The sequence below is a fragment of the Peptoniphilus gorbachii genome (assembly GCF_016908115.1).
Taxonomy (GTDB): Bacteria; Bacillota; Clostridia; order Tissierellales; family Peptoniphilaceae; genus Peptoniphilus_A; species Peptoniphilus_A gorbachii.
On sequence record NZ_JAFBDH010000003.1, the window covers coordinates 111930 to 137836 of the forward strand.

26 protein-coding genes and 1 other annotated feature are annotated in these 25907 nt (G+C 31.9%); of the genes, 22 read left to right on the forward strand and 4 right to left on the reverse strand.

Annotated features, from left to right (window positions below):
- Window positions 1-153 precede the first annotated feature (153 nt).
- Genes JOD41_RS03975 through JOD41_RS03985 form a run of 3 tightly spaced genes read left to right on the forward strand, consistent with a single transcriptional unit; the run spans window position 154 to window position 2436 of the window.
- The gene (locus JOD41_RS03975) at window positions 154-630 is read left to right on the forward strand and encodes a dihydrofolate reductase (RefSeq protein ID WP_205051675.1); all 477 of its coding nucleotides are present in this window, start codon (window positions 154-156) and stop codon (window positions 628-630) included.
- Entirely contained in the window at window positions 627-1301 is a 675-nt protein-coding gene (locus tag JOD41_RS03980; RefSeq protein WP_205051676.1) for a response regulator transcription factor, read from the forward strand. The genes JOD41_RS03975 and JOD41_RS03980 overlap by 4 nt, the downstream gene beginning before the upstream one ends.
- Complete coding sequence (locus JOD41_RS03985; protein ID WP_205051677.1) at window positions 1288-2436, forward strand: sensor histidine kinase; 1149 nt, start codon at window positions 1288-1290, stop codon at window positions 2434-2436. Before JOD41_RS03980 ends, JOD41_RS03985 begins: the two co-directional genes overlap by 14 nt.
- Before the next feature lie 10 nt (window positions 2437-2446).
- Here the strand turns inward: JOD41_RS03985 and lepB are convergent, their stop codons facing one another.
- On the reverse strand, window positions 2447-2968 hold the full coding sequence (gene lepB / locus JOD41_RS03990; protein WP_205051678.1) for a signal peptidase I: 522 nt from the start codon (window positions 2966-2968) through the stop codon (window positions 2447-2449).
- A gap of 82 nt (window positions 2969-3050) precedes the next feature.
- On the opposite strand from lepB, the gene JOD41_RS03995 reads away from it, so the two are divergent.
- The 15 genes from JOD41_RS03995 (at window position 3051) to JOD41_RS04065 (ending at window position 15964) form a co-directional block, all read left to right on the forward strand.
- A complete protein-coding gene (locus JOD41_RS03995) occupies window positions 3051-4607 on the forward strand; it encodes an NAD(P)/FAD-dependent oxidoreductase (protein WP_205051679.1) in 1557 nt (518 codons plus the stop codon).
- Window positions 4601-5065 (forward strand): tRNA (cytidine(34)-2'-O)-methyltransferase, encoded by a 465-nt coding sequence (locus JOD41_RS04000; RefSeq protein WP_156702825.1) that lies wholly within the window; start codon window positions 4601-4603, stop codon window positions 5063-5065. The genes JOD41_RS03995 and JOD41_RS04000 overlap by 7 nt, the downstream gene beginning before the upstream one ends.
- A 36-nt stretch (window positions 5066-5101) precedes the next feature.
- Window positions 5102-7399: a helicase C-terminal domain-containing protein gene (locus tag JOD41_RS04005; RefSeq protein WP_205051680.1), complete on the forward strand. Its 2298-nt coding sequence runs from the start codon at window positions 5102-5104 to the stop codon at window positions 7397-7399.
- Window positions 7400-7717: 318 nt separating this feature from the next.
- Window positions 7718-8605 carry a CPBP family glutamic-type intramembrane protease gene (locus tag JOD41_RS04010; RefSeq protein WP_205051681.1) on the forward strand — a complete coding sequence of 296 codons (888 nt, stop codon included), beginning with the start codon at window positions 7718-7720 and terminating at the stop codon, window positions 8603-8605.
- A 187-nt stretch (window positions 8606-8792) separates the two neighbouring features.
- Entirely contained in the window at window positions 8793-8942 is a 150-nt protein-coding gene (gene rpmG / locus JOD41_RS04015) for a 50S ribosomal protein L33 (RefSeq protein ID WP_010242627.1), read from the forward strand.
- Between the two features lie 9 nt (window positions 8943-8951).
- Window positions 8952-9167: a preprotein translocase subunit SecE gene (gene secE, locus JOD41_RS04020; RefSeq protein WP_019125660.1), complete on the forward strand. Its 216-nt coding sequence runs from the start codon at window positions 8952-8954 to the stop codon at window positions 9165-9167.
- A gap of 14 nt (window positions 9168-9181) precedes the next feature.
- Window positions 9182-9724 carry a transcription termination/antitermination protein NusG gene (nusG, locus tag JOD41_RS04025; protein WP_156702830.1) on the forward strand — a complete coding sequence of 181 codons (543 nt, stop codon included), beginning with the start codon at window positions 9182-9184 and terminating at the stop codon, window positions 9722-9724.
- 47 nt (window positions 9725-9771) lie between these two features.
- Window positions 9772-10197, forward strand: a complete 426-nt coding sequence (gene rplK, locus JOD41_RS04030) for a 50S ribosomal protein L11 (protein WP_019107756.1) — start codon at window positions 9772-9774, stop codon at window positions 10195-10197.
- Window positions 10198-10236: 39 nt separating this feature from the next.
- Window positions 10237-10938: a 50S ribosomal protein L1 gene (gene rplA, locus JOD41_RS04035; RefSeq protein ID WP_205051682.1), complete on the forward strand. Its 702-nt coding sequence runs from the start codon at window positions 10237-10239 to the stop codon at window positions 10936-10938.
- A 467-nt stretch (window positions 10939-11405) separates the two neighbouring features.
- A complete protein-coding gene (locus JOD41_RS04040; RefSeq protein WP_205051683.1) occupies window positions 11406-12047 on the forward strand; it encodes a DUF6198 family protein in 642 nt (213 codons plus the stop codon).
- A 397-nt stretch (window positions 12048-12444) separates the two neighbouring features.
- Window positions 12445-12566 (forward strand) — a sequence feature (ribosomal protein L10 leader region).
- Between the two features lie 8 nt (window positions 12567-12574).
- Complete coding sequence (rplJ, locus tag JOD41_RS04045; protein ID WP_205051684.1) at window positions 12575-13111, forward strand: 50S ribosomal protein L10; 537 nt, start codon at window positions 12575-12577, stop codon at window positions 13109-13111.
- A gap of 47 nt (window positions 13112-13158) precedes the next feature.
- On the forward strand, window positions 13159-13542 hold the full coding sequence (gene rplL, locus JOD41_RS04050; protein ID WP_205051685.1) for a 50S ribosomal protein L7/L12: 384 nt from the start codon (window positions 13159-13161) through the stop codon (window positions 13540-13542).
- A gap of 91 nt (window positions 13543-13633) precedes the next feature.
- On the forward strand, window positions 13634-14116 hold the full coding sequence (locus tag JOD41_RS04055; protein ID WP_205051686.1) for a hypothetical protein: 483 nt from the start codon (window positions 13634-13636) through the stop codon (window positions 14114-14116).
- Window positions 14113-14826 carry a 6-carboxyhexanoate--CoA ligase gene (locus tag JOD41_RS04060; RefSeq protein ID WP_205051687.1) on the forward strand — a complete coding sequence of 238 codons (714 nt, stop codon included), beginning with the start codon at window positions 14113-14115 and terminating at the stop codon, window positions 14824-14826. Before JOD41_RS04055 ends, JOD41_RS04060 begins: the two co-directional genes overlap by 4 nt.
- Window positions 14819-15964 carry an aminotransferase class I/II-fold pyridoxal phosphate-dependent enzyme gene (locus JOD41_RS04065; RefSeq protein WP_205051688.1) on the forward strand — a complete coding sequence of 382 codons (1146 nt, stop codon included), beginning with the start codon at window positions 14819-14821 and terminating at the stop codon, window positions 15962-15964. The genes JOD41_RS04060 and JOD41_RS04065 overlap by 8 nt, the downstream gene beginning before the upstream one ends.
- A gap of 235 nt (window positions 15965-16199) precedes the next feature.
- Here JOD41_RS04065 and JOD41_RS04070 read toward each other — a convergent pair whose 3' ends face one another.
- The 3 genes from JOD41_RS04070 to cysK are packed head-to-tail and all read right to left on the reverse strand — an operon-like array spanning window position 16200 to window position 18330.
- Window positions 16200-16880: a deoxyribonuclease IV gene (locus JOD41_RS04070; protein WP_239541002.1), complete on the reverse strand. Its 681-nt coding sequence runs from the start codon at window positions 16878-16880 to the stop codon at window positions 16200-16202.
- A 15-nt stretch (window positions 16881-16895) separates the two neighbouring features.
- The gene (gene epsC / locus JOD41_RS04075; RefSeq protein ID WP_156702844.1) at window positions 16896-17447 is read right to left on the reverse strand and encodes a serine O-acetyltransferase EpsC; all 552 of its coding nucleotides are present in this window, start codon (window positions 17445-17447) and stop codon (window positions 16896-16898) included.
- On the reverse strand, window positions 17440-18330 hold the full coding sequence (gene cysK, locus JOD41_RS04080) for a cysteine synthase A (RefSeq protein ID WP_205051689.1): 891 nt from the start codon (window positions 18328-18330) through the stop codon (window positions 17440-17442). The genes epsC and cysK overlap by 8 nt, the downstream gene beginning before the upstream one ends.
- Window positions 18331-19481: 1151 nt before the next feature.
- Here cysK and glmU point away from each other — a divergent pair.
- From glmU to mfd, 4 genes are read left to right on the forward strand one after another with little or no spacing between them, the layout of a single operon-like run.
- The gene (glmU, locus tag JOD41_RS04085) at window positions 19482-20861 is read left to right on the forward strand and encodes a bifunctional UDP-N-acetylglucosamine diphosphorylase/glucosamine-1-phosphate N-acetyltransferase GlmU (RefSeq protein WP_205051690.1); all 1380 of its coding nucleotides are present in this window, start codon (window positions 19482-19484) and stop codon (window positions 20859-20861) included.
- Between the two features lie 12 nt (window positions 20862-20873).
- Window positions 20874-21824, forward strand: a complete 951-nt coding sequence (locus JOD41_RS04090) for a ribose-phosphate diphosphokinase (RefSeq protein ID WP_205051691.1) — start codon at window positions 20874-20876, stop codon at window positions 21822-21824.
- A gap of 9 nt (window positions 21825-21833) precedes the next feature.
- Window positions 21834-22403, forward strand: coding sequence for an aminoacyl-tRNA hydrolase (pth, locus tag JOD41_RS04095; RefSeq protein ID WP_205051692.1), 570 nt, complete (start codon window positions 21834-21836; stop codon window positions 22401-22403).
- An 8-nt stretch (window positions 22404-22411) separates the two neighbouring features.
- A complete protein-coding gene (gene mfd / locus JOD41_RS04100) occupies window positions 22412-25891 on the forward strand; it encodes a transcription-repair coupling factor (protein ID WP_205051693.1) in 3480 nt (1159 codons plus the stop codon).
- Window positions 25892-25907 lie beyond the last annotated feature (16 nt).

Sequence of the window (25907 nt, forward strand, 5' to 3'; positions counted from 1 at the left end):
TTAGTATAGCAGAGAAAGATAAAAATTTCAAGATAAATTTACAATAAATTCATTTGTGTAAAAATTTTTTATAAAAAGTATTAATTATAAAAACAATTTGAATATTTTTTGGTAAGATAGGATTAATCTAAGACATATTTATAGGGGGATAAAATGAAATTACTTATATTAGTTGACAATAAAAATGCCATTGCAAAGGATGGAGAACAAATTTTATTTGTAGATAATGATTTAGAAATGTTTAAAGAATACACTACAAATAATATTATTGTAATGGGTAGACACACCCTGGATGCTATTGGAAGACAACTTCCCAATAGAATTTCTGTTGTTTTTACAAGATCAAATAGAGAAGATAAAAAAGATTTATTTTATGTTGATTCAATAGAAAAACTTGAAAATATTATGAAAAAGTATCCAGACAAGGAAGTTTTTGTAATTGGTGGAGCAGAAATAGTAAAACTTTTGTGGGATAGGATTGATGAGCTTATTGTGACAAGAGTGGACACTGTAGTTGAAGGTGCAGATACTTTCATTCCAGACTTTAAGGATTTTGAATTGCTGGATAAATCTGAAATCTTTGATCCAAATTACAGGGTTTATCACGAAAAATGGAAGAGAAAAAAATGAAAATTTTACTTGTTGAAGATGAAGAAAAACTTTTGGAAACTATAAAAGAAGGCTTAGTTCACTGTGGTTATGCTGTTGACACAGCCCTTGATGGTGAAGAAGGATCTTTTATGGCTTTTACAAATGATTATGACCTCATTATTTTAGATATAAATTTGCCCCAAAAAGACGGATTTGAAATTTTAAAAGAAGTTAGAGCTAGGGATAGGGAAGTAAATATTATTATGCTTACTGCCCTTTCTGATATTGATGATAGGGTAAGGGGTTTTGATCTTGGAGCAAATGACTATGTCTTAAAGCCCTTTCACTTTGAGGAATTAAAGGCGAGAATTAGGTCACTACTTAGAAGAAAAACTACAATAAAAGATGCAGTGATAGAAACAAAGGGCATAAGTTTTGACACAACAAAGAGAACTTTTAATATAAAGGGAGAAAATTTAAAACTTACAGCTAAGGAAGCCGGCATCTTGGAATATTTATTTTTCAATTTGGGAAGATATGTCACAACAGAAGAACTCATGGAACATGTTTGGAATGATGAAGTAGATATATTTTCCAATGTTGTTAGAGTTCACATGTCTGCCCTTAGAAAAAAATTAAAGGCAAAATTAGGAAAAAATATTATAAGAAATGAAATAGGAAAGGGCTATATTATTGATGAAGAAAATTAAAGATATTAAGAATACTCTGGTTTTCAAGCTGATTTTTTCCATAATTTTAATTTTTATAATTATGACTGCTACATCTAATTACATTATTGGCAAGTATCAAGAAAAAAGAATTTTAGATATTGGCGAAAAAATTGTCCAGGAAGAAGGGAAAAAGGGCGACAATTATTTCATAGTCCTTGAAGATTCTAAATTAAAATCTACAAAAGAGATAAAAAACTTTTCTCTTATAGTTATTTCCTCAACAATTGCTCTTGGATCTCTTGGTTATTATGTCTTAGTTTCAAGACTTTTAAGACCACTAAAAAAATTAAAGGAAAGAGTTCAAAAAATTGATGTAGATAATATAAAGAGTGAAGAAAATATATATATGCCAGGGGAGTCTCAGGAAATTGAGGAACTTTCTCTTGCCTTTGAAAAGTCCCTTGATAAAATTTATTCAAGCTATGCAAGGGAAAAATCTCTTTCATCGGCAATTGCCCATGAGTTAAACACACCAATTTCCATAATGAAGTCCTCTCTTGAAATTTATCTAATGAAAAATAAAATTTCTGATGGAGAGTTAAAAGATTTAATAGATAATTTTGACGAAAATATTGATAGGATTTCAAAAATTATTGAATCACTTTTATTTTTAAATCGCAGGGAAAATGCCCTTTTAAGAAATTTTAACATAAAAGATTTAGTGGAAGAAGTTGCCTTTGACTTGGAGGATAGGGCAGAAGAAAAAAATGTTAAGATTATTTCTAATGTGGAAAATAAAATAATTTATTCTAATGACATTTTGTTAGAGAGAGTTCTTTTTAATCTTGGTAAAAATGGAATACTTTATAACATTGAGGGCGGAAGTCTTAATTTTTATTTTAAAGAGAATGAAAAAAATTATTTTATTGAAGTAAGAGATACTGGCATTGGCATAAGTGATGAAGATAAAGATAAAGTTTTTGATTTATTTTATAGAGTTGATGGATCCAGAAATCGAAAAAGTGGAGGATACGGAATTGGCTTAAATCTCGTAAAAAATATTATGGAAAAATTAAGAGGAGATATAAAAATTTTAGACAATATAAATGAAAAGGGCGAAAGTATAGGAACCATATTTGAAATAATTTTGCCAAAAATAAAAGAGACCCAATGAGGTCTCTATTTTAGTTTATTTCATTTATAAATTTCTTTGAATTTATTGGAAAAATTCTATAAAAAGGATGGGATTTTATATCTTTTATTTTAATGGGACCAAAAATCCTCGAATCCACAGATCCTCCAGGACTTCTGTTATCGCCAAGGACAAATAATTCATCCTCTTTTATTTCAAAATCCCTTGTTGGTGATAGGGTGTAGGGTTTTTCCTTAAAATATTTTTCCTCTAAAATTTTTCCGTCAATATAAATTGAGCCATCATAAATTTCAATCTTTTCTCCAGGAAGTCCAACAATTCTTTTAATTAGCATTTTATTTTCAGAAGAAGATTTAAAGACAACAATGTCTCCTCTCTTAAAATCTCTTTTGAATCTGTAAAGGGATGAGGACAAAATTATGTCATTGGGTTTTACAGTTGGATACATTGAAGTTTGCTGAACTCTAACTATATTAAAGAGAAAAGTCCTTATTACAAGGGCAAGTATGACTGCAATAATTATAATTTTTATGTAAGATAAATCTTTTTTCATTATTACCTCCTTTTTTATTATAGCATTAAGGACAATTTGTTAAAATGGGATTTTTTCGTGTTATAATGTTTTTGGTGAAAATATGATTATTTTAAGAAATATTAAAGTTCCCTACGACAAGGACGAAAAGTTTTTGCGAGGGAAAATTGAAAAGGAACTAAACAAAAAGGATTTTGACTATAAAATTTACAAAAAATCCCTAGATGCCAGACGTGAAATTAATTATGTCTACCAAGTTTTAGTGGACCTTGATTTAAAAGACATAGACAAGAAAACTATTAAGAGACTTAAAAATAATATTGATGAATTTCAAGAAGAAAAGCTTGAAGTTAAAAATATTAATAATATAAAAACTGCGGTCATAGTTGGAACTGGACCTGCGGGACTTTTTGCTGCCTATTTACTTTCAAAAGAGGGCGTAAAGGTAACTCTAATTGAAAAAGGCAAGGCTGTTGATGAAAGGGTAAAGGACATTGAAAGACTTCACGAAAGTGGTGAGCTTGATGAAAATTCCAATGTGCAATTTGGAGAAGGTGGTGCAGGAACTTTTTCTGACGGAAAACTTACATCCAGATCAAAAGATAAGAGGGTTTCTCATGTTTTTGACATCTTTGTGAAAAATGGCGCACCAGAAGATATTTTATACGAGCAAAAGCCCCACATTGGTACAGATATTTTGCGCCATGTTATAAAAAACATGAGACGTGAAATTGAGACTCAGGGCGCAAGATATAAATTCAGCGAAAAACTTTTAGATCTTGACATAAAAAATGGAAAAATCAATAAAATTATAACAGACAAGGGAGAATATTCTGCCGATGCCTATATCTTGGCTCTTGGAAATTCTGCAAGAGATACTTTTTCTATGCTTGATAAATATAATTTACTTGAGCAAAAACCCTTTGCTGTAGGCTTTAGAATTGAGCATTTAAGGGAAAATATTGAAAAAGCTCAGTATGGCATGCTATCAGATAAACTTCCAGCAGCAACTTATCAGCTAAATGTTACAGATAAAAATGAAGCCCATTCTGTTTACACCTTTTGCATGTGTCCTGGCGGCTATGTAGTAAACTCTTCTTCAATAAAAGGTGAGCTCTGCGTAAATGGCATGTCTTATCACGATAGATCTGGTGAAAATTCAAATTCAGCAATAGTTGCTACTATTGATGATAAAATTTTTGGAGAGGAAAATTTAGCTGGCATGAATTTTCAAAATGAAATTGAAAAGAAAGCCTATGAAATGGGTCAGGGCAAGGCACCAGTGCAAAGAGTGAAAGACTTTTTTGAAAATAGAGTTACAGAAGAACTTGGAGAAGTCAGACCAACTTTTAAGCCAGGTTATGTTTTTGCCGATTTAAATAAAATTTATCCAGAATCTATTAATCAGGCTATAAAAAATGCCTTAAGGGTCATGGATAAAAGAGTTCATGGATTTTCAAGTGATGACGCAATCCTAACGGGAGTGGAAACAAGGACATCTTCGCCAGTTAAAATTGTAAGAGATAATTATAGAAGCATAAAAGTTGAAAATTTATTTCCAATAGGAGAGGGTGCAGGTTATTCTGGAGGAATAATTTCTTCTGCCCTTGATGGACTTAAATGTGCCATAGAAATTTTAGAAGGAGACAAAAAATGTTAAATATAGTATTTTATGAACCGGAAATTCCCTTTAACACAGGTGCAATTGCAAGAACTTGTGGACTTACTCACACTAGGCTTCATCTTATAAAGCCGCTTGGTTTTTCTGTTGACGATAAACACCTAAAAAGGGCAGGGCTTGATTATTGGCATCTTGTAGATATAAATTATTACGATTCCTATGATGAACTTGTGGAAAAATATCCAGATAGCAATTTTTATCTTGCCTCTACTAAGGCAAAGAAAAAATATTCTGATGTGAAATTTAAGGATGGCGACTTTATAGTTTTTGGACCAGAAACTCGAGGTCTTCCTGAAGATTTAATTTTTGGAAATTATGACATGGCAATAAGAATTCCCATGTTAAAGGATTATGGAAGGAGTTTAAATTTGTCGAATTCTGCAAATATTATTTTGTTTGAAGCTTTAAGACAACTTGATTTTTTAGATTTAGAATAATTTTTAAGAAATAATTTTAAATAAGGAAGGATTAGCGTGAAGGAAGTAAAAATCTCTGTAAGAAATTTAATAGAATTCGTCAAGAGGTCTGGCGACATCGACAGGAGATTTTTTTCCAACAAAAGAGCTGTCGAGGGCATAAGAGCACATCAAAAAGTCCAAAGGGAATACTCCAAAGATTTTTTGACAGAAGTTTTTTTGAGAACTACAGAAGAAATTGAAGACATAAATTTCACTGTGGAAGGTCGCGCCGACGGAATTGAAGTTTCAGATGAAGTTACAGTTGACGAAATAAAATCAACTACAAGAGACTTAGAAGATCTTAAAAAGGAAGAAAATATAATGCACTGGGCACAGGCAAAGTGCTACGCCTATATTTATGCCAAGGACTATGAACTTGACAAAATAAATGTCATGCTGACTTACTACCAACTTGAAACAGAAGAAACTTTAAATATAAAAAAGAATTTTTCCTTTGGAGAACTTCGTGACTTTTTCATGGAAACTTTAATGGAATATTTGGAGTTTTCCAAGAGAATTGTCCAGTGGAAAGATACAAGGGATGAGTCCATAAAAAAATTAAAATTTCCCTTTAAAAATTTTAGAAAGGGTCAAAGAGAACTTTCAGTTGCAGTTTATAATACAATTGATGATGAAAATAAATTATTTGTAGAGGCGCCAACGGGCATTGGCAAGTCCATTTCTACGATTTTTCCAACAATAAAAGCCATGGGAGAAGATAAAATTGACAAGGCCTTTTATCTAGTGGCAAGGTCTACGGGTAAACAAGCTGCAAAAGATGCTCTAGAAAGACTTTTAAATAAAAAATTAAAACTAAAGATTACAATTGTTACTGCAAAGGAAAAAATTTGCTTAAATGACAAAGTTTCTTGCAATCCCAAGGATTGTCCCTATGCCAAGGGACATTTTGATAGGGTAAATGACGCCATAATAGATATTTTTGACTCCTGCGATGATTTTTCCAGAGAAAATATAGAAAAATTTGCAAGGCTTCACATGGTCTGTCCCTTTGAATATCAATTGGACTTATTGGACTTTTCTGACTTTATTGTATGCGACTACAATTATATATTTGACCCAACAGTTTATTTAAAGAGATTTTTTGAAAACTCTATGCTAAAATTTAGCCTCTTAGTAGACGAGAGCCACAATCTATTGGAAAGAGGTAGAGAAATGTATTCGGCAGAAGTTTTTATTGGAGACTTGGAAAAACTTTTAGAACTCCTTCCAAAAAAGAGAAAGGCAAGCAGAAAACATCTTGTGAGTGCAATAGAAGAATTTAAAAATTTGGGAGATAAAACTTATTACACTTATGATTCTTTTTTAAAATTTAATGGAGAAGTGGAGAAACTAGTTTTTTCCATGAATGATTTTTTAACTAAGGACAAGGAAATTGAAGGTTATGAAGATGCTCTTGACATTTATTTTAAAATTTTTAAGTACATAAAAATTTTGGAATACTACAACAAGGACTTTGTCTCCATAAAAAGCCATGACTCTGTAAAAATAAAATCCTTAGATATTGCGCCAATTTTTGAAAATATTTTGAGGACTCCAAGGTCTTCTGTATTTTTCTCAGCAACCCTAAACCCAATAAAATATTATGGGAAACTTTTAGGAGCAGATGAAAGGACGAACTATTACAAGATAAAATCGCCCTTTGATCCAGAAAATTTAGCAGTTCTTAGAAACAATAAAATCTCAACAGTTTATAGAGATAGAGAAAATTCAATTGATGAAATAATTGAAAATCTTAAAAATTTTTCTAATGATGAGGGAAACTATATTTTCTTTTTCCCCTCTTATTCCTTTATGGAAAGTGTCTACGAAAAATATCTTAAAGTAGACCCTGATGCAGTAAAACAGGATAGGGAAATGTCAGAAAGTGACCGCCAAGAATTTTTAAATAATTTTACCTTTTCTTCTAGCACTAAGGCTTTTGCAGTTATGGGGGGAGTTTTTTCTGAAGGAGTAGACTTAATTGGAGAGAGATTAAGAGGTGTCGCCATTATAACTGTGGGGCTACCTGGACTATCTTATGAGAGAAATATATTAAAGAGCCACTTCCAAAAAAAATACAATAGAGGTTACGAGTACGCCTACATTTATCCTGGCATGATAAAAGTTGTGCAAGCGGCGGGACGCGTTATAAGAACAGAAAATGACAGAGGAAAAATTCTTTTAATGGATAAGAGATTTTCCCTTGAGCCCTACAAATTTTTGCTGCCAAGTCACTGGAAGATTTATGACTTTATGGACTCAGCTGAAATTAGTGGAATTTTAAAGAATTTTAATGAAGAAAAAGAGAAGTAGAATCGTAGAAATTTATAGATAATTGTGATATATTTTAGTAAAGCACAATAATACAAATCAAAAGAAAGAAAGGAATAATATGAAAAGTAAGGGCCTAAAAATTGCATTAATTACTTGGATAATAGTTGTACTTATAAGAAAGTTTGTAGAATTAAATATAATCTATGAAGCCATAATATGGTTCGCTATTTATTTTGTTTTATCTAAGTTAGCCGATAAGTTAATGGAGAGTAAAGCAGATAAATAATTTATATAAAACAAAAGAAAAATAATCTTTTACAAAGAAAAAATCATTGAAATATATAAGGAGGTTTTAAAGTGAACTTAGAGATGAAAAAAGTTTTAGAAAAAATTGGATATGCGACATTTGTTTCTTTTATTATTTATATTTTTTTAGCATCAATTAAATTTAAAGGAGGTCCCGGCTCTTTTTTCGTATTTAGGTCTCTTTTAAATCCAATTTCAATATTTATTGGCTTTAGTTGTTTTTTTGGTATTCATATTAGGGATTTTTTTAGAGATTTAATCAAGGGAATAAAAGAAATAAAAGTAAAAGAGCTAATTTTATTTTTAAAGTATGTTTTTATTTATCAGGGAATTATTATTTTAACAACAAATTTAGATGTTTTACAAGAAATGAGCAATGATTCGACTAGTTTTATTGATTTTTATGTAAGCATTACCATGATATTATTTGTCTTATTTGAAGAATATATTTTTAGGTATTTAGTCCAAAGAAAGTTAATGAATGTCACAAGTGACTATGGGATACTATTTATGGCAATAGTTTTTGGACTATTTCATTATGGAAAATATAAATCAGGTTTTTTATTTGGTATTGCAGTAGGAATTATTTACGCAATAACAGAAAATATCACTTGTACCGTAATAATTCACTATTTTTTAAATTCAATTGTACCCTTGAGGATTGCAGTATTTTTTCAAAATCTTTTTACGGCACAAAATATTGAATTAGCAGAGATAAATAAGATGACAGGATTTATAAGTATACTCTTGGGAGTTATTTTAATTATTGGACAATCTTTGTTAAATAAAAATTTTGTAGCTAATTTTAGTCAAAGGGAAAGGGAAATTCTTAAAAAAATAGTGAAAGAGATTAAATATTTGCCTGAACTTATAAAGACATTTCCCCTTAATATAGGTCTTATTTTTAGATTTTTTATTTTCCTACAAAAATATTTTTAAAATTTTAATCTTCTGAGCATAAAAAGGCATAGATTTGTTATAAAATTTTTTAATGGGATAAATTGCACAAAAAATAGAGAAAATTTATCACAAATAGCTTTACAAATAGGGACTTATGTGGTAGTATTACTTAGTAAATTAGAAGGAGCCAAAGGCGGCTCTTTTTTTTAGCACTGGAGGTGTTTTTATGGCAGATAGAGTAGTACTTGAATGCACACAATGTAAAAACAGAAATTATGTGACATATAAGAACAAGAAAAATACTACTGAAAGATTGGAACTAAAGAAGTATTGTAAATTCTGTAAAGAGCATACAACTCACAAAGAAACTAAGTAAGGAGGATTTATGGCTACTAAAACAGCACCTAAGACTGAAGAAAAAAAAGGCGGTCTAGGTAGATACTTTAGAGGTGTGAAATCTGAATTCAAAAAAGTTGTATGGCCTACTAAGGATACTGTAATCAAATATTCTATAATAGTAATTGTAGCAGTTATTTTGTCATCTTTACTATTATTAGCATATGATAAAATCATAATGTTTTTATTTGGTTTTATTTATTGATTGGAGTGTTTTAGTTGGATACACAAGAACTTAATAGTAATGAAGCTTCAAAATGGTATGTAATTCACACTTATTCAGGTTATGAAAAAAAGGTAAAGGCAAACATGGAAGCTATGGTTCATAATCGTGGTATGGAAGATGTAATCTTCGACATTAGAATTCCTATGGAAGACTATGTTGAAACTAAGGATGGAGTCTCAAAGGCAAAGGAAAGAAAGATGTTTCCTTCTTATGTCCTAGTAAACATGATTATGAACGACGAAACTTGGTATCTTGTGAGAAACACAAGAGGAGTAACTGGTTTCGTTGGACCAGCTTCAAAGCCTGTGCCACTTACTGATGAGGAAGTGTTACTACTTGGAGTTACAGATAGCAAAGAGTTATTTGATAACTATGAGATAGGAGAAGTTGTCAAAGTTATTAATGGACCATTTAAAGATTTAGTTGGTAAAATTGATGACTTCAATTATGACAAGGCTAAGGTTAAGGTATGTATCTCAATGTTTGGAAGAGATACAATAGTTGAGTTGGATTTCAATCAAATTATTAAAGAGTAAGAAATGTGTGGGAGGGTAAACCCGCATTACCACAAGGAGGAAATAAAATGGCAAAAAAAGTCATAGCATTAGTAAAATTACAAATTCCTGCAGGAAAAGCTACACCAGCTCCACCAGTTGGTACTGCACTAGGACCTCATGGTGTAAACATCATGCAGTTCACAAAGGAATTTAACGCAAAGACTCAAGATCAAGCAGGTATGATTATCCCTGTTGTTCTAACAGTTTATCAAGATCGTTCTTTCACTTTTATCACAAAGACTCCACCAGCTGCAGTTCTTATTAAGAAAGCTCTTAATATGGCTAAGGCAAGTGGTGAACCTAACAAGAAAAAAGTTGGAAAATTGACAAAGGCTCAAGTTGAAGAAATAGCTAAAACAAAGATGCCTGATCTTAACGCAGCAAGCATTGAAGCTGCTATGGAAATGATCGCAGGTACAGCTAGAAGTATGGGTATAGAAGTAGAAAGATAAGTGGGAGGCTAAGCCGCAAGTACCACGAAGGAGGTAAATATGCCAAAAAGAGGTAAAAAATATCAAGATAGCGCAAAGCTAGTAGATAAATCAAATTTATATGATGTAAATGAAGCTCTTGACTTAGTTACAAAAACTGCTAAGGCAAACTTTGACGAAACAGTTGAACTTGCAGTAAGACTTGGTGTTGACCCAAGACACGCTGACCAACAAGTAAGAGGTACTGTAGTACTTCCTAATGGAACAGGTAAAGAAATTAGAGTTCTTGTTCTTGCTAAGGGAGAAAAAATTAAAGAAGCCGAAGCAGCAGGAGCTGACTACGCAGGTGGAGAAGAATTAGTAGAAAAAATTCAAAACGAAAACTGGTTTGATTTTGATGTAATTATTGCAACTCCAGACATGATGGGCGTAGTTGGTAAAATCGGTAGAGTTCTTGGACCAAAGGGACTTATGCCAAACCCTAAATCAGGAACAGTTACATTTGATGTAGAACAAGCTGTAAAAGAAACTAAAGCAGGTAAAGTTGAATATAGAGTAGACAAGGCTGCAATCATTAACGTTCCAATCGGGAAAGTTTCTTTTGGAGTAGATAAACTTGCTGAAAACTTTAAGACAATTTCAGATGCTATAATAAAAGCAAAACCAGCATCTGCAAAGGGTCGTTATTTAAAATCAGTAACAGTTTCATCAACAATGGGTCCTGGAATTAGAATCAACGGACAAAAATTAACGGAAAAATAAAAACACCTAAGATAAAAAAACCCCTCAACTTCTTATGAAGCAGGGGTTTTTTTATTGGACTTAAGTTTAAACTTAAGTCCTTTTTTATGAGAAATTTTTAAATTAACTTTGTGAGAATTTTATGAAATCTTAAATTTTTTAAGAAAAGGACTTGCAATTTAAAAAATAAAAAGCTATAATATCAAATGTTGATTTAAGTATTTTACGGTGGTTACCGAAATAAAGGTAGTTTTTATCTGATGCTAAAGTTTACGAGTTAAGAGCCTTCTATATGCCTGATGTGGTAGATAAAAAGCTAAAAAGTAACTATTACGCTCAGAGTTTTTACAAGAAAAAATCAGCAAATAATAAAGCATCAACACCACGAGATTGCAAAAGTACGAAGGGTTATCCTTACGACCGACAGCAGTCTTTTTTTGTTGGTTGGATACCCTTCTTATATTGCGAAATATTAAGGAGGTGTTAAAATGCTAAATCAAAAGCTGGCTTGGTTTAAATTAACAAGAACAGGACTAATTAATATTATTTTAGGGTCTATGATTGAGTCATTTACAATTGTAAATATCCATATTCCATCACAAATTACAGAAGGTGGAATCCTAGGCCTTGCATTATTAGCTTATAAGACCTTTGGTATAAACCCATCAATTCTAAGTCTAATAATGGACGTGATTTGTATCCTTATTGGAATAAATATTTTTGGAAAGGCATTTTTAAGAAAGACTTTATTAGCTTCTTTATTTTTCGCTATTTTCTATAAGATATTTTCCCTTATGGGTCCAATTGTTCCTAATCTTTATAGCTATCCATTTTTGGCAGCTATATTTGGAGGCATTGGCATTGGACTAGGTTGTGGACTTGTAGTATCTCAAGGAGGAGCCTCAGGTGGAGACGACGCCTTGGCCCTTGTAGTATCAAATAAGACTAAGATAAATATTTCTTATGCCTACTTACTAATGGACGTAATTGTCTTAGTAATGTCCTTAACTTATATTCCTCTTGCTAGAATAATTTACTCTCTAGTTACTACAACGGTATCATCTGTTTTAGTAGGTCAATTTGAGATTAATGTTAATCCAACAGTGGAAAAAACAAATCTTTCTATTTAAAATTTTATTTTAAGGTAAGGATTTCCAAGTTTATATATGAAAAAGAGTAGCTTAGCTACTTTTTAGTAAAAAAATAGTGTAAGAAGGAAAGTAATTCCTAGCTTGCACTATTTTTTTATGAAGATTAGCGTGACGAGTTTTTTTAGGCTTAAAAGATCCGAAAACTTTGGAACTTACATTTTTTATAAAGATGTATGAGAAAAATTTGAAAGGCTTTAGAGCTGGGAAAAATAATAAAATTAAGTTTAAAATAATTTTTAAATCATAAAAATAGAAAAAACTTTATAAACCTTATAAAATTCTATATAATAGGAGAAAATAAAAAATAGATAAGATGAAAGAAAAAAAATAAAAATAAATACAAATAATCATTGACAAATCTCCAAAGACTGTATATAATATCAATGTTACTAAGCCGCAGACAGTAGGGGGCAATGCCATAAATCCTACCGAGGTTTGAAATTCGGATTTATTTGATTTTCACATCTCACGGCGGCGTGAGATTTTTTATTTTTGGGGGTGAAAAATTGAAAGAAGAAAAATTACAATCAAAACAAGCCCTAGTAGATGAAATTAAAGAAAAAATTCAAGGTGCACAGTCAATTGTACTTGTAAACTATAGAGGTCTAACAGTTGAAGAAGTAACTGAACTTAGAAGCAAGTTTAGAGAAGCAAAGGTTGATTATAAAGTTTACAAAAACACAATGATGAGACGTGCTTTTGAAGAATTAGGTGTTAATGGTCTTGAAGAATTTTTAAAGGGACCAAGCGCTATTGCTTTCGGAATGGAAGATCCAGCATCCGCAGCAAAAATTTCATCTGAGTTTGCAGAAGATCATGAAGCATTAGAAATTAAAGCAGGATATGTTGATGGAAAAGTATTATCTCTTCCTGAAGTTGACGCACTTGCTAAATTACCATCTAAGGAAGTTCTTGTTGCACAAGTACTTGGTGGCTTGAACGCACCAATCCAAGGATTTGCTAATGTATTAAATGGAACATTATCAGGATTCGCAAGAGTTATTGCACAAATCGCTGATAAGAAAGAAAATGAAGCAGCATAATTAGTATGCAAAGAAATTAAAACTTATAAAAATTATGGAGGAATAAAATGTCAGAAAAAGTAGAAAAATTAATTGAAGAAGTTAAAGAACTTACAGTATTAGAATTATCAGAAGTAGTTAAGGCTCTTGAAGAAGAATTCGGAGTATCAGCAGCAGCTCCAGCAGCAGTAGCAGCAGCTCCAGTAGCAGGTGGCGCAGCTCCAGCAGCAGCTGAAGAAAAAACTGAATTTGATGTAATTATTACTGAAGCAGGACAAGAAAAAGTTAAAGTTATTAAAGTAGTTAAAGACTTAACTGGACTTGGACTTAAAGATGCAAAAGCAGTAGTTGACGGAGCACCTAAAGCAGTTAAAGAAGGCGTTTCAAAAGACGAAGCTGACGAAATCAAAGCTAAACTTGAAGAAGCTGGAGCAACTGTAGAAGTTAAATAATTTAACTTAGTTAAATTTAAAAAGAACTGTCCCAGACGGGGCAGTTTTTTTATAGATACATAGTTAACTTAAAATTATATAAGGATAACAAATGAAAATTAAAGAATTAACTCTTATACCAATTCTTGGGACTATAATTTTTTTAACTAGTCTTATAAAAATTCCAAGTATTTTTCAAGGTGCAGAATTTCAAATGTCTGCACCAATGTCAGTACTAATTGCAATGACATTTGGTCCCAGAATTTATATTTTAGCTGGTTTAATAGGATCCTTTTTATCTTTCTTTACGGGTATATCAAATATTTATGGAATTATTGTGGCCTTGGTTTTTAGGATAGGTGTCCTTGTTTTTATACTGCTAATAAAGAATAAAAAATTTTGCCTATTATTTGCATCTTCTTTTGGAACAAGCCTATCGAGAATAGTTTTATCAAAATTATTAGGACTACCACTTATAAGTCTTTTGATACCTGCTATCCCAGGTATGATAATAAGTGGCGTATTAGCAAAATTATTTTATGAAAAAATTTATGAACGATTGTTAACATATAATATTTTGGAGGAAAGAAATTGAAGTATAGCGTTAAGATGAGAGCATCTAAAAATAATAACAAAGAAAACTTACATATTGGTGGGGCTGAAAGTATAGTTGATGAAGATGATCTTTTAAATATAATAAATAGTCTTGCATCAAGGGGCTTAAACCATTCAAGAGGACAAGCAGATTTTGTGAATATAAAAATAAATAAAGTTAGAGAAGATGACATAATAAACATAAGGGCTTTAGAGACTAGGACTATAGAGGTGGATACAAAAGAAGAGGGACTTGTAGTAATGGAAAAACTTTTGAATTCTATGGGTATAGAGAAATCTCAAAGAGTTATAGATTTGCTAATTAATACGAAAAATATGAGAGGAGCTATAATTTTAAATATTTTAACCATGGAAAGAATGGAAGGCGACTTAGACAAGGGAGTCAGAGTTACAAATATGGATTATGCTAGTAGGAGAGATATCTCTAATAAAAATCACTTTAAAGAAGCTCTTTGTCTTGCAACAAAAACCTTAAATGCAAAGGCAATAATTGGAGAGGTTTGCATTTCAGATGATCCTGATTATGTCACTGGATACCTAGCCAATAAAAAAGAGTATATTAGAATTACAAAGTTAAAGGAAAGAGGAGATTTAAATGGTGGAAGAGTTTTTCTCTACGATCCTCGTCTTGACACAATTGAGAATACTATAGATTATTTAAAAAATCAGCTGGTGATAGTACATGAATAATATTTATATAGAAGAAAAACTACAAAAACTTGAAAAAGAACATCTTATAAGAGAAGAAAGAATTTTTGAAAGTCCTCAACTGGCAAAAAGTATGATTGATTCAAGAGAATATCTTTTATTTTCCTCAAGCAATTATCTTTCACTTGGAGAAAACAAAGAAATCTTAGAAAAAGTAAAGGAAAAAATGGATGGTATAGGTCTTGGAAGTGGGGGCTCTAGACTAACAACTGGAAGTCACAAAGTTCACAAAGATTTGGAAAGAAATCTTGCTGAATTTATTGGATATGAAAATAGCCTTGTATACTCAAGTGGTTTTATGGCCAACCTTGGATTTTTAACTGCAGTTTGCGATGATGAAACTATTGTATTTTCTGATGAAAAAAATCATGCATCAATAATAGATGGCATTAAACTAAGTAAATCTAAAGTAGAAGTTTATAAGCATTTGGACTTTAAAGATTTAGAAGAAAAATTAAAAAAATATCCTAATAGAAATAAAGTTTTAGTTTCTGATGGTGTCTTTAGCATGGATGGAGATATTCTGCCCCTTGATGAGTTTTGTAGACTGGGGGAAAAGTATAAGGCTTTGACCTATGTTGACGATGCACATGGATTTGGTATTTTAGGAGAAAATGGAAGGGGAATAACAGAAATATATAAAACTTATCCCGATGTAATGCTTGTAACTTTTTCTAAAGCCTTGGGCGCAAGTGGTGCGGCTCTTATGACATCAAATTTAATGAGAAAGTACCTCTATAACACCAGCCGGGAATTTATTTTTTCAACTTCTATAAGCCCTGTTGACACCCTAATTATCTTAGAATCTTTAAATTATATTAAGTCTAATAAGAAAAATATAAATAAGTTAAAGGACAATGTTTCATATTTAAAGAAAAAGCTAGAAGAAAATAATTTTGATATTGGTGGAAACTCTCATATAATTCCTATAAAAGTGGGAAATGAAAAAAGAGCTCAGGAAATATTCAAGAAACTAATTGATTCTGGTATATTTTTATCAATAATAAGATTTCCAGCAGTTCCAAAAAATCAAGCAATTTTAAGAGTAACGCCTATGTCTAATCACACTAAAGAAGATTTGGATTTTCTTATGGAAAAATTAAATGAATTTGTTAAATAAAAAAAGAGAACTCATTTTTGATTGTGAGTTCTCTTTTTCTTTGCTAATTTGTAGGATGGTTTTATTAAAATTAATTTTTGAAATATTATTTGCGAAGGCTTCTTAAAAGCTTGATTTCTTCTTTATGGCCTTCTAGGTCTTGAGGAGTTTCTAGATAAAAGGGGAGGTCTTTTAATTTTTCGCGATTTATGATTCTCTCAATGGCTTGGAGACCAATTTTTCTCTTGCCTATGACTTAGTGTCTGTCTTTTTTAGCTCCTCTTTGGTTTTTTGAGTCGTTTAGTTGAATGGCGTAGAGTTTATCAAGTCCAATGGATTTATCGAATTCGTCTAAGACTCCAGCTAGGTCACCTACTATGTCGTAACCTGCCTCGTGGACATGACAAGTGTCCATGCAGACGCCGACTTTTTCTTTTAGTTGTACTCCTTCAATTATTCTTGCAAGTTCTTCAAAGTTTGAGTCAATTTCTGTGCCTTTGCCTGCCATGGTTTCAAGCAGAACTATAGTATCTTGATCTTTTCTAAGAACCATATTAAGTTGTGCAGAAATTATTTCTATTGCAGCATCTACTCCAAGGCCTGTGTGAGATCCTGGATGGAAATTGTAGAAAGTCTTTTTAAAATATTTTAGCCTCTCTAAATCTTCTGACAAGACTATATTGGCAAACTCTCTAATACTTTCAGTAGAGGAACAGGGATTTAAGGTGTAGGGAGCATGAGCTAGAAGTGGTCCAAAATTATTTTCTTCTGCAATTTGCATAAGTTTTTCTATGTCAGCTTCATCTAATTTTTTCATCTTGGAACCACGGGGGTTTCTGGAAAAAAATTGAAAGGTGTTAGCAGAAATAGATAGAGCTTCTTCTCCCATGTAGGCATAGCCCTTGGCTGTTGAAAGGTGGGCACCAATATAAAACATATTACCTACTGATAATTAGTGAAATTTATTTTCGCTGGGGTCGTGAAATTTTACAACTTCAGCTGGTACTCCAACGGCAGTTGAGTTTTTTGGTATGTCCTTTAATACAAGGGCTCCTGCACCAATTTTTGCACCATCGCCTATTTTTACGGGACCAAGAACAGTTGCTCCAGTTCCAATTATTACATTATTTCCCACTGTGGGGTGTCTTTTCTTTTCTTTTTCATTTCCCGTTCCACCTAGAGTTATATTGTGATACATATGGCAGTTGTCGCCAATTTCTGCTGTCTCTCCTATGACCACAGCCATACCGTGGTCGATGAAGAGATTTTTTCCAATTTTTGCACCAGGATGAATTTCAATTCCAGTTTTTTTGCGAGACCTTTGTGAAATCCAACGGGCAAGAGTGGTATGGTTTTTATTATAAAAATAGTGAGCAATTCTGTGGCTAATCATTGCTGATACAATTGGATACATAAATATTGCTTCAAATAAACTTTTACAGGCTGGATCTTCTTTTAAAATAAATTTCCCATAGGATTTTAATTCTTTAAAAAAATTATTCATATTTAAATAAGTCTGTAGACATATACCTTTCTGCAGTGTCAGGTGCAACTGTTACAATCTTGCCGCCAATTTCTCTTTGCATCTTTAATGCTCCAAGGACATTTGCGCCTGCTGATATTCCAACTGAAAGACCTTCTTCGCGAGAAAGTCTTCTTGCCATTTCAATTGCTTCTTCTGATTTTACTGTAATAGTCTTATTGAGAACTTTTTGATCCAAAACTCCTGGAATAAAGTTTGCACCAATGCCTTGAATTTTGTGACTTCCAGCTTTTCCTTTTGTAATAAGTGGAGATTCTTCTGGTTCAAGTCCCCAAACTTTTACATCTTTATTTTGTGATTTCAAATATCTTCCAACACCAGTAACAGTTCCACCAGTGCCAATACCTGCTACAAAACCAGAAATTTCTTTTAGGTCTCTATAAATTTCTGGACCAGTAGTTTTTTCGTGAGCTAGAGCATTGTATTTGTTTTCAAATTGGTTTGGCATAAAGTAATTTCCAGTTGCAACAAGTTCCTTTGCCTTGTCAAGGGCAGCTTGCATTCCTCCTTCACCAGTTAAAATTAAATTTGCACCAAAGGATGCGATTAAGTTTCTTCTTTCAAGAGACATGGAAGAAGGCATTACTATATTTACCTTGTAGCCAAGAGAACGACCAATCATTGCAATAGCAATACCAGTGTTTCCGCTTGTTGGCTCAACAATTTCCATTCCTTCTTTAAGAGATCCATCTTCAATTGCTCCCTTTATCATGTAAAGTGCAGCCCTATCCTTAATTGAGCCTGCTGGATTAGATTTTTCTACTTTTACAAAAATTTTGCCATCGCCAATGTTTTCTAGTTGTACGAGTTTTGATTCGCCTATTGTTTCTAATAATTTTGTCATTTTTTCCTCCTAAAAGTAAATAAAAAAAGAGAGTATATGAATTCATATACTCTCAAAATCTTTCTTTTTCTTAAAAATCTTAAAATATTGATTCACATTCAAATAAGTCCTATAAAATTTTTTATAGAACAACAACAGAATGCTTGGCTTGTGAAATTTTTAAAGTTTTTAAAGTTTTTCATTTTTATCGCCTCATCAATATGGGTCATACTATACTATTGTTTTTTTGTTTTGTCAAGGAAAAGAAAAATTTGCTTTTTAGAAAAGCAAAGTAAAATCTTTTAATTAAAGCCTGCGGCTTTAGTGCTTATAAGGAGTGGGTTAAGGGGCGTTGCGAGGCCCCTTTTCCCCCTCCTTAAACCACCCCCTTTGAACCCAACGCGCTGAAAGTCCAAAAAAATCGGTCATGCTAAATTTTCAAAACTCGCTCTTCGAGCTCAAACAGTTGAAAATTTTTAACGCATAACCGATTTTTTTGCTTATTTTATGCACTCCCGCAAATTTACAATTACCACCAAAGATATTTTTTGAATAGATAATAACTATAGGTTTAAGTATAAACTATCACTTTAATTAGTTTTTTTGTGAGGAAGTAGACAGCCTAGCAAAAATAAAAATCTTGTCGGATGATCCCATAAAGGGAGGAAGCCGTTAAAAAATTCAACTGTGAATGAGCGATTGTAATTTGCGAAGCAAATTCAGTCGCTCAACCGACGAACTCTAACAACGAAAAGGAGCGGAGCGAACTTTGAGTTGATTAGGTTCGCGCGACGGTCGCGATGAAAAAAGATAGTTAGTCAAAAAAATTTCTAATGTAAAGAAAAAAGTTTGCTTATAAAAGTTTAAGCGACCTAGTTTTGAATTTTAGGCTGACGTCCGCTTATGGGAAGTAAAGAAAAGGCCCCTGCCAGGGCAAGGGGTTGTAGGGGAGGTTATAGGAGGGGGAGAAGGGGCATTGCTAGCCCCTTTTCCCCCTCCTTAAAATAAATTTTAGAAATAAAAAATAAACTTTATAAAAAAATCATTATTATTCAATCTAAAAGCGAAGCTTTTAATAATTTTTCTTTTCTTTTTATTTAATTCTCAAATTTTCTTGAATATAAGGGTACAACTTAGTTATAATGTAATAAGTAAATAAAAAGAGGTGTTTTATGAAAGTTTCAGTTATCCTGGCAGCAGGAGAGGGAACGAGAATGAAGTCAAAAAAACCAAAGGTACTTCATGAAATTCTTGGAAGACCCATGCTTTTTTATGTCCTAAATTCTTGCAAGCATTCACAAATTGAAAAGAATCTTGTAGTTGTTGGACACAATAAGGAAAAAGTGTGTCATGCTTTTGAGGACGAAAAAGATGTAGAATTTATTGAGCAGCCAATTGGCGAAAATGTGCCTTATGGTACAGGTTATGCTGTTTTAAATGCTCTTGATAAAATAGAAGATGAAGATACAGTTATTATTTTAAATGGGGATACTCCAATTATTTCAAATTCAACTATATCTTGCTTTTTAAAATTCCATGAAGATAGAAATAATGATGTCACAGTTTTATCTGCAGACATGAAAGATCCTACTAATTATGGAAGAATTGTTCGTGATGATGAGGCTAATGTTGTAGCAATTGTTGAAGAAAAAGATGCAAGTGAAAAACAAAAGTTAATTCGTGAAATTAATTCAGGTATTTTTGCTTTTAAAGGTTCTTCATTAAAATTTGCTCTTTCAAAAATCGACACAGACAATGCGGCAAATGAAATGTATATAACAGATGCTCTTGGCATTTTAGTAGAAGATGGAAAAAAAGTTGATTCTTTTAAATTAAGAGATACTAGAGAAATTCTTGGAGTCAATTCAAGATATGAGCTTTCCATTGCAGCAGAAATTTTACAAAATAAAATCAACAAAGAATATATGTTAAAGGGCGTTGGTATTATTGATCCTAAGTCCACATATATTGAATGGGGTGCTGAAATTGATAGAGATGTTTTGATTTATCCAGGCACTAGAATTGATAAAAATTCTGTTATAAAAGAAGGGGCAGAAATTTATTCTTCTACTATAAAAAATTCTATTATAGGAGAAGATGTTCTTATTAGATCTTCTGAAATCGAAGATTCTTCTATTGGAAGAGGCACTACTGTTGGACCTTATGCCCATCTTAGACCTAATTCAAATATTGGAGAAAATTGCAAAATTGGAAATTTTGTTGAAGTGAAAAATTCTAATGTTGGAAATGCTTCTAAGATGAGTCATCTTGCTTATATTGGCGATGCCGATGTTGGGTCTGGAGTTAATATTGGCTGCGGGGTTGTTTTTGTAAATTACAATGGTAGAGAAAAATTTAGGGCAAAAGTTGGCGACAATGCCTTTATTGGTTCTAATTCAAATTTAGTTGCGCCAATTGAAGTTGAAGATAATGCATATATTGCTGCAGGCTCTACGATTACTAAAAATGTTTTGAAGGGACAGCTTTCACTTGAGAGAGCACCTCAAAAAAATATAGATGGTTGGGTTAAAAGAAAAGGATTTGTCAAATAGGAGGATATAATAATGAGTACTGTTAATGGAGATATTGTAGTATTTACAGGAAATTCTAATTTAAGTCTTGTAGATAAAATTTGTGAAAATTTAGGAATTGAAAAGGGCGCTTGTACTGTTTCAACTTTTTCAGATGGAGAAATTTCCATTGATATTGGAATTTCTGTAAGAGGTAAAGATATTTTTGTTATCCAATCTACTTCTGCACCAGTAAACACGAATTTAATGGAACTTTTAATTTTAATTGATGCCCTAAAGAGAGCTTCTGCAGGAAGAATTAATGCTGTTATTCCTTATTATGGATATGCAAGACAAGATAGAAAAACTAAGGCAAGAGAACCTATTACATCAAAACTTGTTGCAGATCTTTTAACAAAGGCTGGTGCTGACAGAGTTGTTGCAATGGATCTTCACGCAGGACAAATTCAAGGTTACTTTGATATTCCTGTAGACCATTTAACTGCAATTCCTTATCTTGCAAGATATTTTAAAGACATTGTTAAGGAAGATGACTTTGTAGTTGTTTCTCCTGACTTAGGTGGAGTTACTAGAACAAGAAAATTTGCCAATGAATTAAATCTTCCAATTGCAATTATTGAAAAGAGAAGACCAAAGGCAAATGTGTCTGAAGTTATGAATATTATTGGTGATGTTGATGGCAAATCTGTAATTTTAGTTGACGATATTGCAGATACTGCAGGAACTATTACTAAGGCAGCTGATGCTCTAAAGAAAAGAGGAGCAAAATATGTTTATGGAGCTGCAACTCATGGTGTATTGTCTGGTCCTGCCATTGAAAGAATTGAAAATTCTTCTCTTGAAAAATTTGTAATCACTGATACAATTGAACTTCCAGAAGAAAAGAAGATTGATAAAATTGATGTTGTATCTGTTTCTCCAATTTTTGCATCTGCAATTAGAAGAATTAACACATCAACATCAGTTAGTGAAATGTTTGAATAAGGTGATTAAGTGTATATAATAGCAGGTCTTGGTAACCCTGGTAAAAAGTACGAGGATACTAGACACAATATTGGTTTTAAAACTATTGATGCACTTGCTGATAAATTAAATATAAAAGTAAATAAGATTAAATTTAAGGGGCTTGTAGGTGAAGGGAGAATAGCGGCAGAGAATGTTATTCTCCTAAAGCCCCATACTTTTATGAATAATTCTGGCGAGTCAATAGTTGAAATTTTAAATTTTTATAAATTAAAGCCAGAAGATTTAATAGTAGTAGTAGATGACATAGACATTGAGTTTGCACAGCTAAAGATAAAGAAAAATGGATCTGCAGGCACTCACAATGGACTAAAGTCAATTGTAAATTTAACAGGAAGTAAAAACTTTGCCAGGTTTAAAGTTGGTGTTGGCAAGAAACACCCCAATGAAGATTTGGCAAATTTTGTGCTGTCCTCTTTTCCTTCAAAGGATAAAAAACACATTGAAGATGCAATAGATGCTTGTGCAGATGCAATTATTGAAGCTGTAGACAAGGGAATAGACAAGTCCATGAATTCTTACAACAATAATATTTATTGAGGTGAATCTTGAATTTTTTAATAAATAGTGTAGAGAATTTAAAATCTTTTAAAGAATTAAATAATTCAATAAAAATTTCAAAGAACACTGCAGTTTTTGGTTCAGAAGAGGCAGTGCTCTCTCTTTTTGCGCCTGCCTTTAGTGCTCAGGGAAAAAGGGTTTGTGTAATTTCACAAAATAGAATTACTGCAAGGAAGACTTATGAAGATATTTCTGCCATTTCTAATGATAATTGTGTTCTCTATCCAGAAAAAGATGTATTCTTTTACGACAGAGATTCAAAGTCAAAGGAAAATACAAAGAATAGGCTTGAAGCTATGGCTGAAGTTTCTGCCGGCAGAGCAAATATTGTAGTGACGACTTTAAATGCTCTTACTGCAAAAATTTCTAATAAAGAAATATTTTCTAGCTACAAAATAAATATAAAATCCGAATCACAAATTTCAGTAGAAGATTTAAAGACTAAGTTAATTGAAATGGGTTATGAAAGATTTCCAAGCGTTGAAGGAGTGGGACAATTCTCTATAAGAGGATCAATTATTGATATTGCTAGCCAAGATGCAAATTATAGGATTGAACTTTTTGACGATGAAGTGGATTCTATTAGGAGCTTTGAAATTGACAGTCAAAGGTCTATTGAAAAACTTGATGAGATAAATATTTTTCCCATTGAAGATTTGATTTTAAAAAGTGGCGAAAAAATAGAAATTGCTGAAAAAATAAAAAAAGATATAAAAAAGACAAAATTAGTTGGAAAAGAAAAAGATAGGCTTAATGAAAAGTTTTTGAGATATGTTGATAGACTTGAAAACCATGAAAATATTTTAAATAAGGACTTAATTCTGCCCTATGTTGATGAAAATGAAGTTTCATCTTTTTTAGATTACTTAGATGATTTTATATTTTTAATTGATGAGCCAAGTAGAATTGTTGAAAGAGAAGATGAACTTTCTTTATCAAATGGCGAAAAATTTTCTATTTTAATTGAAAGTGGAGAAGTGACAAAGTCTCACGAAAAAACTTTCTACAATTATAAATATCTTGTAGACAAGTTAAATGAAGAGAGAATTATAACTTTTAACGCTCTCTTAAAACCACCTAAGATGTTTAAACCACAAGACATTGTAAATATAAAAGTGAAAAGTGTTACAAACTATATGTCTAAAATAAAGCTCTTTAAAGAGGATTTGGATTATTATAGCAAAAATGATTTTAAGGTAATTCTTCTTGGTGCCACAGAAAAAAGGGCAAAGAGACTTTTTGAACACTTAGTTGAACTTGGCTATTCGCCAGAACTTGTAAAGGACTATGGAAATTTTAAGAAGTATGCCAATTTAGTTGTCACTACTGGATCTCTTAATGATGGAATTGAATTTGCAGATTCAAAAACTGTCTATATAAATTATTCTGAAATTTACGGATCTTTTTCAAAGAAGAAAAAAAATAAGCCAGCAAAGAAAAAATCTTTAAACTTTGACGATTTAAAAATTGGTGATTTTGTAGTTCATGAAGCGCATGGTGTAGGTAAATATGTTGGCACAACAAGGCTTGCTGTTTCTGGAATCCAAAAGGATTATATTGTAATTGAATATGGCGGCGAGGACAAATTATTTTTGCCAATCGAATCTCTTGATTCCATTTATAAATATGTGCAAGAGGGCAAGAGAGAGCCAAAGGTAAATAAATTAAATTCTCTTGATTGGAAAAAGAAAAAGGCTCACGCAAAAAAATCTATTGATGACATGGCAGATGAGCTTATAAAACTTTATGCCACTCGTGAAAACACAAAGGGTTATGCCTTTAGCGAGGATTCACAATATCAAAGAGAATTTGAAGATGCTTTTATATATGAAGAGACAAGTGGTCAGCTTACTTCTTCTGAAGAAATAAAAGAAGACATGGAAAGACCTGTGCCAATGGATAGACTTCTTTGTGCAGATGTTGGCTATGGAAAAACTGAAGTTGCCCTTCGTGCTGCTTTTAAAGCAATTCTTGATGGAAAACAAGTGGCGCTACTTGTTCCTACAACAATTCTTGCTCAGCAACATTACAACACAATTAAGGAAAGATTTAAAAATTTCCCAGTGGGTGTTGGACTTTTATCAAGATTTAGAAGTAAGAAGGACCAAAAAAATGATATTGAAGGGTTAAAAAATGGAAACATTGATATAATAGTTGGGACTCATAGACTTCTTTCAAAAGATGTAAAATTTAAGGACTTGGGACTTTTAATTATTGATGAAGAGCAAAGATTTGGTGTTCGACACAAGGAAAAACTTAGAATGTTAAAAGAAAATGTAGACACTCTAACTCTTACGGCAACGCCAATACCAAGGACCCTACAAATGTCTATGATTGGCATAAGAGATATGTCTGTAATTGATGAGCCACCTGAAGAGAGATTTCCTGTTGAAACTTATGTCTTGGAATACAACAATTTAATGGTTCGTGAGGCAATTTTAAAGGAAATTGATAGAGGGGGACAGGTTTACTTTTTATACAACAAAGTTTCAAATATGGAAAATAAACTTTTGGAACTTAGAAAACTTGTGCCAGAAGCAACTTTTTCTATGGCAAATGGTCAAATGAGTGAAAAAGTCTTAGAAGACACAATGATTGATTTTATTGAAGGTAATGTAGACGTCTTAGTTTGCTCGACTATTATTGAGACAGGTATGGATGTTCCCAATGCCAATACAATGATAATTACTGATTCAAATCGCCTAGGCTTATCACAACTTTATCAGCTTCGTGGTAGAATTGGTAGGTCGTCAAGAATTGCCTATGCATTTTTTACTTATGACAGACAAACATCAATATCTGAAGTAGCACAAAAAAGGCTTCAAGCCATAAAAGAATTTACAGAGTTTGGTTCAGGTCATAAAATTGCAGAAAGAGACTTAGAGATAAGAGGGTCTGGATCAATTTTAGGATCAAGACAATCTGGTCACATTGAAAAAATTGGCTACGACCTTTATATGAAATATCTTAAAGATGCAATTATGAAGTTAAAGGGTCTTGAAGTTGAAGAAAAAGTTGACACTACAATTGACATTAAACTGGATTCTTTTATTCCTAAAGAATATATAGATGATGATAAAACAAGACTTGAGATTTATAAAAAAATTTCTGTTCTTGACACTGAAGATGCCTATTCTGATTTAGTAGAAGAGTTAATTGACAGATTTTCTGATTTTCCAGATGAAGTTTCAAATTTAATGGATATTGCTCTTTTAAAGAATAAGGCACAAAAGGCAAGCATAAAATCTATTACACAAAAAAATAATGAATACAGAATAAAAGTAGAGGGTGAAGTTTCTTTAGAGGCAATTATGGAACTTAATAACGAGTTTGAAAGTATTTCTTATTCTATGGGTGAAGAAAATGAAATTATTTTAAGTAATTTAAAATATCCACTTGATGAACTTAAAAAACTTGTTGCCATTTTGCATTTACACAAAAAGGACACAAAACCATCTAAAAAGTAGTGTATAATAAAATTAT